This is a genomic window from Marinobacter litoralis, from assembly GCF_016427555.1.
GTDB lineage: Bacteria > Pseudomonadota > Gammaproteobacteria > Pseudomonadales > Oleiphilaceae > Marinobacter > Marinobacter litoralis_A.
This window is the reverse complement of sequence record NZ_JAELVS010000002.1, coordinates 340,545-358,976: the sequence shown is the minus strand read 5'-3', so window position 1 is coordinate 358,976 and position 18,432 is coordinate 340,545. Positions and strand designations below refer to the sequence as shown.

At 51.4% G+C, this 18,432-nt stretch carries 9 protein-coding genes; 7 read left to right on the top strand and 2 right to left on the bottom strand.

The genetic code is table 11. The features are described from left to right. The first annotated feature begins 43 nt into the window (after nucleotides 1–43). From prsK to JAO79_RS09225, 4 genes are all read left to right on the top strand, one after another. The gene (gene prsK, locus JAO79_RS09240; protein WP_199006967.1) at nucleotides 44–2,179 is read left to right on the top strand and encodes an XrtA/PEP-CTERM system histidine kinase PrsK; all 2,136 of its coding nucleotides are present in this window, start codon (nucleotides 44–46) and stop codon (nucleotides 2,177–2,179) included. 124 nt (nucleotides 2,180–2,303) lie between these two features. Next, nucleotides 2,304–3,686: a PEP-CTERM-box response regulator transcription factor gene (gene prsR / locus JAO79_RS09235; RefSeq protein ID WP_199007147.1), complete on the top strand. Its 1,383-nt coding sequence runs from the start codon at nucleotides 2,304–2,306 to the stop codon at nucleotides 3,684–3,686. A 47-nt stretch (nucleotides 3,687–3,733) separates the two neighbouring features. After that, entirely contained in the window at nucleotides 3,734–6,421 is a 2,688-nt protein-coding gene (locus JAO79_RS09230) for a tetratricopeptide repeat protein (protein WP_199006966.1), read from the top strand. A gap of 125 nt (nucleotides 6,422–6,546) precedes the next feature. After that, nucleotides 6,547–8,535: a PA14 domain-containing protein gene (locus tag JAO79_RS09225; protein ID WP_199006965.1), complete on the top strand. Its 1,989-nt coding sequence runs from the start codon at nucleotides 6,547–6,549 to the stop codon at nucleotides 8,533–8,535. A 40-nt stretch (nucleotides 8,536–8,575) separates the two neighbouring features. Here the strand turns inward: JAO79_RS09225 and xrt are convergent, their stop codons facing one another. After that, nucleotides 8,576–10,129, bottom strand: a complete 1,554-nt coding sequence (xrt, locus tag JAO79_RS09220; RefSeq protein WP_199006964.1) for an exosortase — start codon at nucleotides 10,127–10,129, stop codon at nucleotides 8,576–8,578. Nucleotides 10,130–10,140: 11 nt separating this feature from the next. Then, complete coding sequence (locus tag JAO79_RS16515; protein ID WP_199006963.1) at nucleotides 10,141–11,103, bottom strand: GNAT family N-acetyltransferase; 963 nt, start codon at nucleotides 11,101–11,103, stop codon at nucleotides 10,141–10,143. A gap of 203 nt (nucleotides 11,104–11,306) precedes the next feature. Here JAO79_RS16515 and JAO79_RS09210 point away from each other — a divergent pair, with 203 nt between their 5' ends. The 3 genes from JAO79_RS09210 (at nucleotide 11,307) to JAO79_RS16510 (ending at nucleotide 18,418) form a co-directional block, all read left to right on the top strand. After that, nucleotides 11,307–15,812: a kelch repeat-containing protein gene (locus JAO79_RS09210; protein ID WP_199006962.1), complete on the top strand. Its 4,506-nt coding sequence runs from the start codon at nucleotides 11,307–11,309 to the stop codon at nucleotides 15,810–15,812. 103 nt (nucleotides 15,813–15,915) lie between these two features. Beyond that, nucleotides 15,916–16,896: a glycosyltransferase family 2 protein gene (locus tag JAO79_RS09205; protein ID WP_199006961.1), complete on the top strand. Its 981-nt coding sequence runs from the start codon at nucleotides 15,916–15,918 to the stop codon at nucleotides 16,894–16,896. Nucleotide 16,897: 1 nt separating this feature from the next. Then, nucleotides 16,898–18,418, top strand: a complete 1,521-nt coding sequence (locus JAO79_RS16510; protein ID WP_199006960.1) for a lipopolysaccharide biosynthesis protein — start codon at nucleotides 16,898–16,900, stop codon at nucleotides 18,416–18,418. Nucleotides 18,419–18,432 lie beyond the last annotated feature (14 nt).

The following is an 18,432-nucleotide window of genomic DNA, read 5'->3' as shown; positions in this document are numbered from 1 at the left end:
CTGTAGAGGTTAGTGACAGATCGGCGGTTTAAGGAAAGACCGAATGCTCAGTGACCTCAGCGTAATCAGCTACGGCGCATCGGCGATTGTGTTTGCCGTGCTGTCGGTCCTTCTCGCGACGCGTTACCTACGCCGCGAGCTTGACCGCGCACTGTTTCTCGCGGCCTTCGTGACCACCCTCTGGGCATCGGCCTTGGTTTCTCAAAGCCTTTGGGGCGAGCCCGGTTTTTTCGTCCGATATCTTCTTGAATTGCTGCGGGACACCGCTTGGCTGCTCCTGCTTTTCGCACTACTCCGCGATTCTTTTCGGCAAGCGAAATTTACCGGACAACTGCGCAAAACATTAGGCATTGCCACCACCGTATTAATTGTCACGCTGCTCTCACTCGGCACATTGGAGTTCGCGTTTAATATCGACCTGGTCAGCGGAAAAACCAAACTGATCGGACAGATTGCCCTTTCCCTGCTCGGCCTGTCGCTGATTGAGCAAATCTGGCGGAACTCCCCCAGGCTGGGCCGCTCAAGCGTAAAATACCTCTGCATCGGCACGGCAACCATCTTTGCGTACGACTTCATTATGTACGCCGACGCCCTGCTATTCGGGCAGGTCGCCGAATCATTCTGGGACGCTCGCGGCTTTATCAATGCAGCTTTAGTTCCTTTGTTTGCGGTCAACATCATCAACGCCCGCAAACAACCAGTGGACTTTCAGCTTTCCCGTGCGGCGGTATTCCACGCCGGCGCACTGATCATGGGCGGTGGTTATCTGCTACTGCTCGCCATTGGCGGTTATTACGTTCGCAGTCTCGGCGGAGAATGGGGTGATGCCCTTCAGGTGCTATTCATCACCCTGGCTCTCGCGTTCCTTGTGACCCTTGTGATGTCCCGGCGCATACGCGCCCGGATTATGGTGTTCATCAGTCAGAACTTTTTCGATTACAAGTATGACTATCGGGAAGAATGGTTGCGGATGACCAAGGAGCTGGCCAATCTCAGCAACGACCCCCCTCTTCCTGAACGGGCGATTCGAATCCTCGCCGATCTGGTTGAAAGCAACGCCGGGGTTATCTGGCTCAAGTCGGATCAAAACAACTATGAGCTAAAAAGCAGCGTGAATGTCGCCACGCCAAAACACACAACGATCGACGGCGACTCCGACCTCGTCAATCTGTTTCAAGCCAAAGAGTGGATCATCGATCTCGCAGAGTATCGCGCCAATCCTCTGGCCTATGACTTGATAGAACTTCCGGAGCCCATCACCAACGTACCCGACGCTTGGCTGATTGTGCCTTTGTATCTTGGCAATGAGCTATACGGCATTGCAATGATCGGCAGACCTTATGCCAAGGTGGTTTTGAATTGGGAGAATTTCGATCTTATAAAAGTCGTGGCGCGCCAAACCTGTAACTTGCTGGCCCAGGCCGATGCTCAAAATCGATTGTCCCGAGCCATGCAATTTGAGGCGGTCAGCAAAGCGTCTGCATTTATGGTGCATGATTTGAAAACCCTTATCGCCCAGCTGTCCTTGTTGGTTAAGAATGCCCCCAAGCACCGCGACAACCCGGCTTTCATTGACGACATGATTTCAACAACCGATCACGCAGTTCGTAAGATGTCGAACCTGGTCGACCACGTAAGAAAACCCACAGCACCCAACGAAGCCGCTCGAATCAAAGTTAACCTCACCGAATTGGCTCGAAGCGTAGCTGAAGACAATAGCCAACGCCTGCCCGCGCCACAAATACTGGGCGACCCTCCAGCCATTTACATCTGCGCGGAATCCGAACAACTCAAAAGCGTACTCGGCCATTTAATTAGAAACGCTCAAGATGCAACGCCACCAGACGGCGAGATTACGCTGAATCTGAAAACAGCCAAGAACAACGTGGTGCTATTCATCCAAGATACCGGAACCGGCATGACCAGCGAGTTTATTCGCAGCCAACTGTTCAAGCCGTTCGAAAGCACCAAAGGCTTAACCGGCATGGGCATCGGCGCCTATCAGGCGAGAGAGTACGTGCAAGAACTCGGCGGCACTATTGATGTAACCAGCGAACCCGGCGTGGGTTCGTGTTTTTCAGTGCGCATTCCAATGACGGGCGTGGTTATCGAAAAACCCAGTAGCTCAGAGGCTTTGCCAAAACTCGATGCACGAATTCAACACAACAACGTCAATTAATCGACGCGAGATCGGTTTTTGCGATGTCAGCATTGCAAAGTGTCAATCTTGAGTTAAGAATCCTATATAGGGAGTTGGCGAAGCTCAGTCGCGCCCCACTAACGGAACACAAAACAAAGGAATGATGGCCGTTGTGAAGCAACTATTAATCGTAGAAGATGACCCAGGCCTTCAAAGCCAGATGCGCTGGTGCTTTAGCGACGACGTTGAAGTGTCTGTGGCATCTGACAGAGAGACCGCACTCGCTGCTCTGCGTCGCCTGGAGCCCCAGGTGGTCACGTTGGATTTAGGCCTGCCACCCGATCCCGGCGGCGCTAGTGAGGGTTTCGCGCTACTCGAAGACATTCTGCGGCTGGCCCCGCAAACCAAGATTGTCGTGGTTACCGGGCGGGAAGACAAAGAGAACGCTGTCAAAGCCGTCGGCATGGGTGCCTGTGACTTCTATCAAAAACCTCTGGATGCCGACATCCTCACTTTCGTCGTGAATCGTGCTTTCCGCTTGGCTGAGCTTGAACTCGAAAATCGCGAATTGGCTAACCAAAACAACGGCACGCACATCAAAGGCGTTGTTGCATCAAGCCCGGAAATGCTTGCGATTTGCCGAACCGTCGAGAAGGTTGCTCCAACCGATGTAACCACTCTGATTACCGGCGAAACCGGCACCGGCAAAGAACTGCTCGCACAAGCGCTGCACGACCACAGCCAACGGGCAGATAAACCCTTCGCAGCGATTAACTGCGCCGCCATTCCAGAAAACTTGCTGGAAAGCGAGCTGTTCGGGTTTGAAAAGGGCTCCTTCACCGGTGCCACACAAAGCAAAAAAGGCAAGATCGAAAGCGCAAACGGGGGCACGCTGTTTCTCGATGAAATAGGCGACATGCCCCTACCCCTTCAGGCAAAACTTCTACGTTTTCTGCAAGAACGGGTGGTAGACCGAGTGGGCGCGGTAAAACCCATCCCGGTAGACGTTAGAGTGGTGTGCGCAACGCACAGGAATGTTCAAGATCTGATTAGCGAGGGCACCTTCCGGGAAGACCTTTATTACCGTATTAGCGAAATCACACTGGATGTACCGGCCCTGCGCAACCGGGAAGGCGATGCAATCGTTATCGCACAATCGCTGCTGATGAGCCTGGGCAAACAAATGGATCGCCCGAACCTCACCTTCTCCGAGGACGCGACTCAAGCGATCAGCGCATACTCCTGGCCCGGCAACGTTCGGGAGATGATCAACAAGGTCAAACGAGCCATCATCATGGCTGACGACAAGCGCATCACTGCTGAAGACCTGTTGCTGCCTTTCGAACAGGCCTGTGATTCGGATTATCAGTTGAATCTGAGGCAGGTTCGCGAGCACGCGGAACGAAAAGCTATCCTTCAGGCGCTAACCCGTTGTGGTCATAACATGGCACAAGCCTCACGCCTTCTCGGCATTACACGGCCGACGCTGTACAACCTCACCGACAAGTATCGAATTGAAACCTCTACAGCGACCAATGGCACCTGAGCCACACCAACACAATAAGAAAGACCCGACAAGAAAAGGAACAGGGCATGACCATGAATAAATTTGTGCGCGCTTCAATACTATCCGTTGCCATTGCCTCGATAACTCTCGCAGGATGCAGCAATGAACCCGAAATGTCTCAGGAAGACATTCAGTACATCAGCCATGTTGATCAAGCACGTTTCTTTCAGCGCCAAGGTGAGCTAAAAGCAAGCACTATCGAAGCGAGGAGCGCGATACAACTCCAGCCCGAACGGCCCGCTCCTTATTTTGTCATCATTGACAATTTGCTGACTGCTGGCGATGCCACAAATGCCGAGCGCCAGATTGATAAGCTGGTAGAAGAGATTGGAGCCGATCAACTCACCCAGTCTGACAAAAACAAAGCTGCTCTTATTCTTGCAAAAGCCAGAGCGCTTAACGGTAAAACCGAAGCTGCACTGGAAGCGCTCAAGCAGCTCGAATCTCCGCCTCCGGATCAATCTCTGGAAGCTGATAACCTAAAAGGCCAAGCCTGGTTAATTAGCGGCGATTTGGAAAATGCCGAACATGCGTATCAAGATGCCATCAACAATCACGCAAACAATGTGTTGGGCCACATCGGATTATCCCGAGTAGCCGCAGCTCGGGAACACTTCGAGTCCGCGAAAACGCATTTGGATCAAGCTAAAGGTATAGATCCAGAACATGAAGAGGTTTGGCTTTGGAAAGCCCAGCTAGCTCACATGCAAGGTGACTGGGAGATTGCAGAGCAGGCTTACATCCGAGCACTTGAGACCATCGGTCAGTACGATGTAATGACATTTCAAAAATACCAGACCATTTCGGCCCTGGTAACGGTTCTGCGCCAACAAGGGAAATCGGCTGAAGCCTTTGTCTACGAGGAAATCCTCGCAAAGTCCGCACCAGGCACCATCAAAAGCAACCTTGAAGCTGCGACCGCTGCTTATGCGAATGGAGATTTCGACACCGCCGGGCGCTACCTTCAAGAAGTACTGAACCAAGCACCGGGACACGAACAAAGCACCCTAATGCTGGGTGTTGTGCGGTTCCGACAGGGGCGCGCAGCAGAAGCTGAAAAGCTACTCGAGCCTTTGGCAAACGTAGATGATGCCGATGAGATTCGTAAGCTGTTGGCCGCAACACGAATCTCAATGCGGGACCCTGAGGGCGCACAATCCATCCTCGACAACGTTGGCAACAAAGATACAGATCCGCAAACGCTGGCCTTGGTAGGTATAGCAGCACTGGCTTCGGGCGACGACCAAACCGGCCGCCAACTTCTGGAAAAGTCTCTGGAACAAGACCCGGACAACCACAATCTGAGAATACGTTACGCGGCCTATTTGACTCAGATGAATGAGCCTGAGCTTGCGCTCGAGCAAGTGCGCACAATTCCGGCCGATGCCGAAGAAGCTCTCCAAGCCCAGCTGCTGACTGCCCGTATCCAAAGCCTTTCCGGTAATACCAATAGCGCTAAGAAAACCTTGGACAGTTGGCTTGCGAAAAATCCCGATAGTATCCGCGCCCTTCTCGCCCGAGGTCATTTGGCAAGCAGCCTTAAAGAACAAGCAGATGCGCAAAAATACTACGAAACTGCAAAGGCCAAAGCCCCTGACGACCCTGCGCCATTGGTTGCACTGGGTAATCTTGCCCGCGCTACGGACAATACAGATCAAGCAATCGACTATTATAAAGAAGCGATTAACCTTGACCCGGACAATGCCGGAGCGATCCACGCGGCCGCAGCTACCATAGGCCGAGAAAAACTCGCGGCCTACATGCAGGAGATCAACGAACGAAACCCTCAATCGGTAGGCCCGCGCCTGGTGTTGCTTGAGTCAGCGCTGATCAACAATGACACAGCCGAAGCTGATAAGCTAACCGCCCAGCTTTTGGAGCGCGCGCAAGAAAATGAACCCAGCCCAAGTGAGCCAATGGTTGCTACGGTTTATGAAGGTATTGGTACGCAAATGGCACAGCAAGGAAAGCTTGAACGTGCGTTGGAAATCTTGAATAGAGGGCGAATTCTGTTCCCGAAAACAGAAAGCATATCGCTGAAGCTGGCCGCCGTTGAGTTTCAGCAAGGCAACACATCAGAAGCGCGTGCCGCATTGCAAGATGTCAAACAGCACCATCCCGACTCCCCGGCACCCTACCAAGTTGAGGCGAACTTCTACGAAAACAGCGGCAAGCACAAGCAAGCCGCCGAGCTATACGAGCTGGCACTGAAAAAACGCCGTACCCCGGAACTGGAAGTGGCGCGCGCTCGTGCCTTCGCGCGCTCAGGACAAGCTCCAGAAGCAGTGGAGGCATTACAGGTTGCTTCTGAACAGTTCCCTAATAACCAGCCGATTCTATTGAGCTTGGCGATGACCCATCAGCAGCTCAATCAGCCGGATGAAGCAATCAAACATTATCAAACGCTGATGAGAATTAACCCTGACAATCCTCTGGTATTGAACAACTTGGCGTGGCTTTATTACGAAAAAGGTGATGAAAAGGCATCAAAGCTCGCCAGAAAGGCGTTTGAGCTAGCGCCAGACAACGCGGCCATTGCTGATACTTACGGATGGATTCTGTTTGAGGCCGGGAATCTGGATGAAAGCCTCAAAGCCTTAGAAAAAGCACATAGTCTAGACCCCAAGTCTCAAGATATTGCAACGCATCTGGCCGAAGCATACAAAGCCGCCGGCATGCATCAGAAAGCCAAGGCAATCATAAACGGCAGCTAAGCAAATAGAGATACGGTCTAATAGGGTCGTCACAATACCAAATCGTTCCATTCAGCAAGTGGCACCCTATACGAGGATCAACAATACTCATTAGACTATTTTTTAATCAGAGAACCGGGTGATCTATGTCTGTTTACAGGGTTTTGAGTCTTGGAAGCGCCATAATCATCATCAGCGGTTGTCAAAGCTGGCAACTGGGAAGATTGCCGCCGACGGCTGCTGTCCCTGACAAGATCACACCGGGTATGGTAGAGGTTCGGTATTACGATGGAATTTCGGGAAGTTCGCTTTCAAACCTGATTGGCAGCGCCCAGTTTCCAGACAACCCAAACGCAACAGAGGAATTAACTGAACTCAGTATCCCTGGGAGACGTGGTGACAACTACGGAAGCTATGTTCGCGGTTTCATTGTTCCTCCGGCTACAGGCGACTACCGCTTCTACCTAGCTTCTGATGATAACGCCGAATTTGCCATTAGTACGAGTGACCAACCCAGTGATGCGAAAGTCGTTGCAACCGTTCCCAATTGGACGGGCTTTCAGGATTACAACAAATATTCATCCCAAAAGTCCGGGCTCATCTCACTCTCTGCAGACAAGCTTTACTACTTTGAACTCAAACACAAAGAAGGCGGTGGTGGAGACCATTTCTCAGTGGCGTGGGAAGGCCCCGGGTTCGCACAATCTGTCATCGGCAGTGCGTACATAGCAAGCTGGGCACAACCCACAGAAGCACCATCGCAAAGCAGCGGTGAATCTTACAATCTCGGTTACCGGGTCGGATTTGTTGATGGCCAGAACGGACTGGCCTTTAACCCTCAGTTCCCGCCTGCAGACCAAGACAAAGACGGCTTATACGACAATTGGGAAGTCTTGAACGGCTTAGACCCGCAAAACCCGAATGACGGTACGAGCGATCCCGACGGTGACTTTTTAGTCAGTGCCGATGAATTTCTCATCGGTACACGGGAAAACAATCCAGATACCGATGGCGATGGCATCCCTGACGGCGCCGAGTATGCCTACGGCATGGACCCGCTTGACAATACCGATGCTTCAGAGGATATGGATGGCGACGGCTACACAAACCTTGAGGAGCACAACGCCGGCACCTCATTGAACGACGCCAACGATACTCCGGCCCCCGCAGAGCCGACCGCTGTTGCTGGTTTCACGGCCCAGTATTTTGAGGGTTCGAATTTCCAACGCCTGGTTGCTGTTGAAGTACAAGATTCGGTGAATTTTGACTGGAGCCGTGGCCAGCCGCGCCCTGACATGCCGGACGATCGTTTCAGCGTGCGCTGGAATGGTACATTCACTGCGCCCCATACAAGTGGCACCAACCAATACCGCTTTACTGTACGCACCAATGACGGTGTGCGCCTGTATGCAGATGGCAAACTTGTGATCGACGATTGGACCGAACGGCCAACCACCGAATACAACTACGATCATTCGCTGAACGCTGGCGAAACGCTGAACCTGACCATTGAATACTTTGAAGGCCAAGGCAGTGCAGTAGCTCAGTACTCAGCGACTAACCGAACAACCGGTCAGGCTTTGTCTACCGCTGAAACAGTTACCACCCTTGATAGCTCTGGTTCAAGTACGCAAGACACTGACGGCGACCAGATCCCCGATACTTGGGAGCTTCAGCATGGCCTGAGCCCCTGGATTCCAGACGCCAGCAACGTCAACAATTCAGAAGGCCTGACGAACATTCAGGCGTATCAAAGTGCATTGGATCCATTCACTCTTGAGACGGTGGAAACTCCGGACTCTGGCTCTTCCTCCGGTGGCACAGATACAGGCGGCTCTACCACACCGCCAGAGGTCCCGGAAGACCCGGCAATCAAATCGCTCACCCTGAGCTGGACAGCACCGCTGACACGGGTTGATGGCAGCTCGATTGCTCTCAGTGAAATTGACTCTTACACCATCAGCTACGGACAAAGCGCTTCGAATCTTAACCAAACCCAGCAGGTCGGTGGTGATAAAACCTCTTATACCTTTGATAACCTCTCTCTCGGAACCTGGTACTTTACGATTCAGGTAACCGATACAACAGGCCTGAGCAGCCCACCCTCTGACGTGGTTTCTGGTGAGGTAAAATAAACCCGACCTGAATCGAGACTGACCGTTCTAACCCGAACGGTCAGCTTCCCTTTTCAATCCATCCTTGAAGTTGATACTCAGCACGCTTTCTTATGAGCGGTGTAAGCTTCTCTAACTCAGCTTGGCCATTGCATTGCTCGCAAGACACACCGACCGCCATCAAAGAAGCATCCGTGCGGCCATTAAAGATACCGGGAATTTGCGCCAGTTTCGCCCGTAGCTTATCGCTTTCCCAACGGCCTTCAACGTTGTACCCATAGGCCACGAAGAGCTCTTTGCCAGATTGCCGGAGCTTCAATCGCATGCCCCGAAAACTCGCTCCATCACCCGCATCAACCTCAAAGGTCTCCACAGGCATAAACAGAGCACGGTCAAACAGGCGATTGTGATAGCCAACCAGTTCCCCCCCCGGCCTCTGATAGCCATAAATATACAGGCCACTTAACACCTCTAACCGCAGCTTGTCATTTTCAGTAGCGCTTTCACGCTCCAGATAAACATCAACACGGTAAGCATCAGGACTACGCACAACAGGCGCCCACCCCTCGAGATCAGACCGAAACAAGGGCAGCCATTGATCACGCTCAAGCAAAGGTTCTAACGAGGGTAACGCATGGGCCAACCGGCCTTGATGCTGTCGCGCATCCAGGCCAAGTGCGGTCGCGGAAAACAAAACAAGCGGGCCAAAGACCAGAATGGCCATTGGAACCAGACTTGTCGTTTTTCTTGCGCCCCCTTCAGAGAAACTTCCCGTGGTGGTAAGCGGCGCCTCGATACCTTCCAACCATCGCGCTAAAAAGAATAACGGTACCAAGGTGCCAGCGAACACCCACCAGCCAAAAAAGTCATGCTCGTTGATCAGCGATGAGGTCATGTTTGATTCGTAACCAATATAGATGATCACGAAAACCCGAATCCAGTTGGCCACTAATGCCAAGAAAATGCCCGCGGCTATTAACGCCCCGCGAGTTCGAACTCTGGAATAATTCAACTCACCGTACAGTGTGCAAAGCGTCAGACCAACCAACAAATACCGTAAACCGGAGCAGCCGTGGGCAATTTCAAAGGCGCCTACACCCGGGAAATAGACAAAAACGCCCTCGACATAAAATTCAATATTGAAGAAAGAAAGCAGGAAGTCGTTTACTGAAACCGTGATTACCTGCAGTGGCCAAGACACGTAGTCCCAAACGGGGATGGTAAAAGCCAAAATCCCCAACGGGAGGAAGAAAGGCTTCGTCTGTTCCCAGCCCCATATGAGTAAAAAAGAACCAAGCACCAACGGCAGCAGGGCGAGTTGCTGAGCGGCCTCGATCAACAAAATAGAACCGGCAAGATACACCAACGAAGCCATGCTCAGAGGCAAGAGCCAGAATGGATAAGCCCCCACTCTCGGCTTCATTCGAACCCATTTATGCAGCGTTAACGCAAGACTAACCACCAGAACCATGAATCCATGGGAATAGGATTCATCAAATTTCAACCACCGCTCAGACAACACTTCCAGTGCGGGCCATAGACCTGCAAACAAAATAACGATTACAGCTATGGGCATCAGCCGATCATAGCCGGTTCGCAAATTCAAACGTTCCATGTTGCCCCATCTCAATGTTTCAGCCTGTATAACAGCTTCAGTAGCCGCCCGCGCACGACCATCAAAGAAACCATCGGCACCTCACGATTGGCGAGGCGTTTTTTGTAATTTTCGTTCTTCCCTTCCCCAGCTAAAAGATCAAAGCTGTTTAATTCAGGGTCACCGAACGCTGCTTCTATGCAATACCCCAGGTGCAGCGTGCCCAAGGCTAATTTGGGGTGGAATCCTTCTATATAACCCGCTTGAATATTATATACCCTTCCCTCATAAACCACATTGTACAGGAGCGATATCTCCCTCTTGCCACAGAATAGAACAGACAACTCCGGCCTTCCGCCTTCTTCGACAATCCTGTACAAGAAGCGTAAATGGAAATCGAGACTGAGTCGCCCAAAACAAGGCGTCCCCCAACGAATAGCGTGGAGCTCATTTAACCGCTCAAAAAAGTACTCCACCTTATTTGGCCAAAAGTTCTCTGTTTTAACGAAACCCTCAGCATCCAGCACTTTTCGACGGTTAAACAATCGCAAACGCGTATTCGGGCCAAGACTGGCAAGGTACTCATCAAACGGACCATCGGTTGAAATATGATAGGCGGTGTCTTGATGGACGGTTCGCAACAACCAGCCGCGCTCGAGACAAAGCTGTTGCAAACGGTTTATCTCGGAAGCGTTATCAATAATGTCCCGAAAGACCGCTTCGTTCCAAGGCAGATGCGCTAGTTCTTTATCTGGCTCCAGGCCGTCATAGAACGAAGTTAAATCGTTGTATTCGGTTCTAGGTGTGGAAATTCGCCGATAATTCGTACCAACAAATTGCAGGCATCGGATAGGCACCACGTTGCGCCAGCGATACTGATCAAGATATATCCCACAGCGGTGATTTTCTCCTCGCGCCACCAAGCTGAACCCCTGAGTATTGCCCCAGGTGTCCCACCAAGTCTTCTGCCAGGCATTGCTTTGGAATAGGCTCACAACCCATGTCGTCCATGAGTAAGTTATAGAGAAAAACAGCACATTTTAGGGCTGTTGGCTTGTCAGAAAATTTTACATACTGCCCAAATAAACAGTGCAATTAGCAGAGTATCACACTGTTATATAGGGTGAAGTTATAATCTGGCACTCCCAATGCTGCAATCCCTGAAAAGGACCTTTGACCGTGTTGGGGGATTTAAAGCATGAGCTTTCTGAGCCGAGTAGTACCCGCCCGCAGTAGATTGCTGACGTTTTTTCTGTTCTTTGTCTTCAGCGCCCTATCCAGCTCACCGCTTCATGCTGCGCCCAACATATTGGTCAGCGAATATCCCGACCGTTCAGCACCGGCCCCATTGGCCGGGGCCGAACTTCACGGAGTCCGTTATATATTCATTTCACCGGACACTGGCATTAAACGCGTAGAGTTTCACCTGGACGCGGCACCGCCATCAGGAGCATTCAGCGTTGAAAACGTCGCACCTTTCGACTTTAACGGTACCGAAGCTGACGATTCCGCCAAGCCCTATGACACCAGTTCCGTAAACGACGGGCAACACAGCATTTACGCTACCGTTCGTTACAACAACGGCACTTCCGAGCTGTTATCCTCGGTTTTTACGATAAACAACGCAGCTCCTGCTTTGGCGTTCAGCCAATCAACAGTTTCTTTTTCCGCCCAGGAAGGCAGCACGACTGCGACATCTCAAGCGGTATCACTGCAGACCTCAGACTCAAATCCGGTTTCCTTTACCTTATCCGACAACGCAACCTGGCTTTCTGTCGCGCCAAGCTCCGGCACAACACCTCAAAGCATTAACCTCACGGCTGATCCTTCCGGTTTACCACCCGGTCAATACACGGCACAGGTTACCGCAAACAGTAACAGTGCCAGCAGTGACAACGTGCTGGTTTCCCTAAATGTAGTACCGCAGTCGTCTAACACCTATGCCTTGATGGTCAGCAGCGCTCCGGACCGGTCTTCCGCTATCTCACTGCGCGGAGCCTCATTGGCCGGCGATGTTTACGTTTTCGTTCCACAGCAGCCGGACATGACACAAGTCCGGTTCTATATCGACAACACTCAAAAGAACGGCTCGCCAGATCAAACCGAAAATGTTGCACCTTATGATCTAGCGGGTACCGCGTCCAATGATCAGGCCCAAGCGTTCGATACAACACAGCTAACTGATGACACCCATACCGTCACCGCGGTGATCAAGCTTAACGATGGTTCAACGCATGAAGTGACTGAATTTTTTGATGTTACCAACAACGCTGTTTTCATGAGTTTCAATCCGTCGTCTTTGGCAGGGTCAAGGCATGTTGATAACCCGAGCCCGATTGTTTCGAATAGCACACTGAGCGACAGTGATAATTCGGATGCTCCGTTCAGTTTGACCTCAAGCGAAACCTGGCTCTCGGCTTCCGCAGATTCTGGCACCACACCCGCCACTGTTACCGTTACCGCAGACCCGACCGGGCTGCCGGCAGGCACTTACAATGCAGAACTGAGCGCTTCTGCTTCAAGCTATGTATCCGCCGTTCTCAATTACACTCTGACCGTTACCGATGGCCCACAAGGGCTGCTCGCCGCGCCAAGCTCGCTAACCTTTAATGCTGCTCCCGACTCAACAGCCGCAAGCCAGACGGTCTCGGTTAGCCATACAAGCAATCAATCCGTTGCATTTACAGTTAGCACAAATGAACTCTGGTTATCTGCCTCTCCAACAAATACAAATACGCCCGATAACGTTGCTGTGTCAGTTGATACAACGGGCATGGCATCGGGAAATTACAGCGGCCTGGTCACTCTCAGCCCGGCCAGCGGAAATCCGGTGGATATACCTGTTCAATTAACCGTTGCAAGCTCAGACAAATGTGCCCCGGTGCAATGCAGCGATGTCCGTATAGATCTGCCTTATCAGCTCAGCTTCACCGAGGGCCAAGGCTACTACATGGATAAGAACGGCAGAGGTACCGGATTTACCTGGGTGGATAAACCGACCTCAGGAACCGGCTACATCCAGGACAACCTTGAGATGTTTTTCTTGCAGGGTTATCTGGAACTGACCACCACCTCTGGGCTGAATATCGGCGGGGTCAACTCGCTGGATAATGCTCTGGCCGTTGGTTTTGCTGCGCCGAACCAAATTACCCGGATCACCACTCAAGTACTGGATGTACCGCAGGGTACGGGCAACTATGAACAGGCCGGGCTTTGGTTCGGAAATGATGAGGACAACTACCTCAAACTGGTTGCGGCCTCTACGCCCAGTGGCACCGTTCTGCATTACTTGCTGGAAGTAAACGGGCAAAAACTGATCGAAAAAAATGTTGCAGTGGCGGGGCTCGTTGGCTCGGATGCTAAATTCGGCCTGATTGTAGACCCCTACTCCCGTAGCATTGACTTGAATTACAGCCTTAATGGGGGATCAACCTACAAGCTCGATACCGTATATCCGCCTGACGAGTTCTTTAGCTTCGACGCCGCAGGTATCGACCCAGAAATAGGAACACGGAGTTTTACCGGTATTTTTGCGACTCATCGCCATGCCGCCGCACCAATCATCTACCGCTTTAACGAATTCACGTTACAGGAAGGTGAGGCTCCTCTCGCACCAAATTCTGGTGTCGACTTCATCAAACGGCAATACAACATAGACTACCCGACATCGATGGTCTGGGGGCCTGATGATCGGCTCTACGTAACCCAACTATTCGGTACCATTCGGGCTCTTACCTTTGACGGCGAGCTCAACGTTATCAACGATGAAGTCATTAACGCACTTGAAAACGACCTAGGCCCAAGACTAACCCTAGGAATCACCGTTTCTCCGTACTCCACAGCCAACGACGTAGAACTGTGGGTAGCCCATAGCAGCCCATCGATCGATAATGGCGAACCGAATTCCGGCATGGTGACGCGCATTGGCGGTCAAGGTTTCGGAACGGTTGAACACGTTATCACGGGGTTGCCAAGGGCAATAGCCAACCATTCGATCAACTCCATACACTTCGGCCCGGATGATAATCGCCTGTATATTGCCATGGGCGGCAATACCGGCGCTGGAGCGCCCAACGAATCGAATTCTGAATTCGGGCAAATGCAAGAACAGCCTCTGAGCGCGGCTATTCTTGTGGCCGATGTGTTTTCCGCCAACTTTGACGGCACATGCCATAATGCTAACGATTTATTCGGCCCCCCACCCTGCGATGTCACCACCTACGCAACCGGCCTGAGGAATAGCTATGACTTTGTGTTCCATTCCAACGGGAACATGTACGCAACCGACAATGGCCTTGGTGTAACCGGCACCTTCCCGCCAAAACCAGAGCCCCAGTGTCTCGGATTAGCCAGCACAGCGAGCTACCAAAACGGGGGACATAACCCTGGCGCTCAGCCTGATCTGCTGCTGCTTATCAAACAAGGTGCCTATTATGGCCACCCCAACCCGCACCGCGATGAGTGCGTCTTTAAAGACGGCTCCTACCAAAACGTCGCGCCTTTACCGAACTACGAAGAGCCCGCTTATCTTCTTGGCGAACACAAATCGTCCAATGCCATTATTGAATACCAAGGCGGTCAAGGTTGTGTGGGCGATTACTTGAATGGCCAGCTGTTGATCACAAACTACTCGGTAGGAGACGATATTTTCAGAGTCAAACTCGACAGTACCGGAAACTACGGCATCGAAGGCAGCCCGTTGGTAACAGGATTCAACGACCCGCTGCCCATGACAAAGTCACCATCTGGCAACCTGTTTGTCGGCGAATTCGGTGGCGGCAACCTCACCTCGCTTAAGCCCGTTAGCCTGGGCTGCTGGGAACCCAAGGCACCTGCGCCCATTGCGGTACTGGATGCCTCCGGGGCAACTATCGACGGCAAGTTCTACGCTGTGGGCGGCAAAAACAGCAGCGGACACCTGAACAACTTGCTCATATACGATCCGGCATCAGACAGCTGGAGCCAAGGAGCGCCGCTTCCCGGTGCCGGGGTTGAAAACCCTGCTGTCGCAGCTTATAACGGCGAACTTTATGTATTTGGCGGATCAACGGCACCTTTCTCAGGTGCCGTGACCAACGCCTCAGTGTACAACCCCTTAACCAACACTTGGGCAACGCTTCCTTCCATGCCAACCGCAAGGGGTGGCGCAACTGCCCAAGCCCTCAACGGCAATCTTTACATCATTGGCGGTATGGGGACTGCCGGCAATTCTCTAAATACAGTGGAAGTGTTCGATCCCCTTTCAAATACCTGGCAGCCTGGCCAATCCCTGACGTATGTTCGCGACAACCCCGGCTCTGCAGTTATGAACGGAAAGATCTACGTCTTTGGTGGTCGTCATCGTGAAGCAAGCGGCACTACAATTGAAGGCGCAATGAAAACGGTTGAGATGTTCGACCCGGCAACCGGCAATTGGTCGAACATGAGCCCAATGCCAACCGGCAGACGCACCATGAGTGTCGGTGTGATTGGGGGCAAAATTCAGGTGGCCGGTGGCGAGTTCAACGCTAACAATACAACCGGCGTGTTCGAGCAGAATGAAGAGTTCGATCCGACCACGAACACGTGGCGCCCTCTAACCAATGTTCCAACGCCCAAGCACGGAGCCGCGGCAGCGACGATCAACGGCACACTCTATATAATGGGTGGTGGCGCAACAGCTGGGTCATCGTACACCAGCTCCATGGAAGCATTAAGATATTAATTCAAGGAATCATCAGAGAGACGGTTTGATTTGCCTATCGAATGCCTATGAAACTGGCTATACTTTAGGCAATCAAACATCCTCTGAAGTGGCAAGGACGCAAATGCCAAAAGCTTCAATCATTGTGCCCGCGTTCAACGCGGCACAATACATCGGTAAGACACTGGATTCGATCCTGAATCAGTCATTTCAGGACTTCGAGGTAGTGATTATTGACGATGGATCGTCTGACGAGACCGCCAGCATTATCTCCCAGTACGACGACCCCAGAATTCGATACTTCCATCAGGACAACAGTGGCAAACCGGCCATCCCCAGAAACCGTGCAATACAGAAAGCTCGGGGCGAATTCGTTTTCATTTTCGATTCAGACGACATCATGCTGCCGGGAAAACTGGCAACAACGGTTGAATGCATGGAAAAAGCCCCAAAAGCCGGACTGGCTTTTACAGGGTTTGCATGTATCGATGAGGTCGGGCATGTCATCAATCCGGATTTTCTAGCCCCATATAAGACCCTGCATAATCTGAAAAAGAGCGCCGTATCGAACAATGCCTATCTGATCCAAGCTAGTGAAGCGCTGAAAGGTCTGGCTGTATCAAATTACTTAGGTACATCAGGTGTAGCTATTCGGCACGAAGTCTTCGAGCAGGTGGGCGGTTTTGATGAGGACGTCCGAAATTCAGACGATTACTTAATGTGGCAAGCTGTCGCGAGCCGCTACGACTTTATCTATATCCCTGGCATTTTTCATCAGTACCGCGTTCGGTCAGGCAGCATTTCACTCCGGAGCATTCAGGATCGTGCACCCGGATTAATCGCCTGCACCGAGAAAATGATGCAGTACCACAAGGGCGACACCATATCGTTGAATCATTTGAGGCAAAGGGTTGGGCGATTCCACTTTGAAGTTGGCTATTCACATTTCAAACAGCAAAGCATGGCGTTAGCACGGAAATCGTTCTTCAAAGCGCTTGTCAAACGAAAAGATCGAATTAGCCTTTTTTACCTTTTTTTATCTTGCCTTCCCCCTTTCGTCTTAAACCAATTAAAACAACTAAAAGCAACAGGTAGTAACGGCTAACGTGTCAACCGCCATTGAACTTTTAAAAGGCTCCGTCACCAGGGTTTCACAAACATTCGTGAGCATCGTCGTCGCTTTCTTCATGATGCCTTTCCTTATTCATGAACTTGGTGACCACTGGTACGGCATCTGGACGGTCGTAGGAAGCTTAGCTGCCGCCTATCATCTTTTCGACATGGGCATGGCCAGTGCCGTAACCCGGTATGTCAGTCGGGCTTTTGGCCTGAACGATGACCAACAAGCCAACGTCACGATTAATACCGCACTGGCCATATATATCGCCATCGCCGTTGTAATCATCCTCGTGAGCATTGTCGCAAGCGCAATAAGCCGTGGATTCATCGATAACGAAGCTGACAAAGATACTATTCAATGGCTCGTGCTTATCATAGGAGTATCCGTCGCTCTAGAATTTCCCTTTAACGCCCTGGCCGGCGTAGCGAATGCGAAGCTGAAGTTTCATCAAGTAGCCTTGGTACGAATCATCATGACTCTGCTCGGAGCAGTACTGACGTGGTGGTTTATATCTATAGGCTATGGAGTCGTTGCCTTAGCCGTCATCACTTTCTGTACTGCCAGAGTGTCCAATATCCTCTATTACCTTGTCTGCAAATCGGCCTTCCCCGCCCTCAGAATTTCGCTGTCGTTAGCCGCCCGTGACAACAGTAAGGAATTATTTAAGTACAGTATTTGGTCGTTCGTTATTGCCATCGCCTACCAAATGCGCAACAACGTGGACAACTTCGTGATTGCCGGGTTTCTTTCTGCCGCGAGCGTAACGCCCTATGCAATAGGCTTGCGGCTCGTGGACTACGTGGCCCAGTTTCTCAGCCAGGCGACCAACATGTTCGTGCCTATTTTTACGGCTTACCACGCCAAAGAGGATAACCGCGAGTTACATTCGAAGCTTCTCTTTATCACTCGCCTGAATCTTGTACTGGCACTCATCGCAGGAGGAGGATTAGTGATATTTGGCGAAGCGTTCATTAATCGCTGGATGGGGCCAAGTTATTCAGAAGCCTATTGGGTGATGGTGATACTACTCGTTGGCCGAATGATTGGCTTCGCCAACCATCCACTCAATTCGGCTATGTACGCGGCGAACAAGCACAGCATCGTCGCAAAAATTGACGTTGTGGAAGTGAGCTTTAATTTGGTGCTAAGCCTTATTTTAGTGCAATATTATGACTTGATCGGTGTTGCTTTAGGCACCATGATACCGCTACTAACCCTTCGCGCATTCGTACTTCCTTTCTTCGCTTGCCGATCCATAGATATGCCTGCCTATCACTACTACGCCTGCTTAATTCGACCTTTCTTGGCAACAACCTTGCCACTTGTGTCCATTTATCTTTGGGTGCATGCCACCGTTAAGCCTGAAGATTATTTTCAGCTCGCTGGATTATCAGCTCTGATGATAATCATAGCCGCGGGTATAGGCGTAAAATTCGGCTTTTCCGACAGCGAAAAGACTGAATTGCGCAAACTGTTACCAATTAAACAGTTAAAAATTCTTATTTAACTAAAACTCACGTA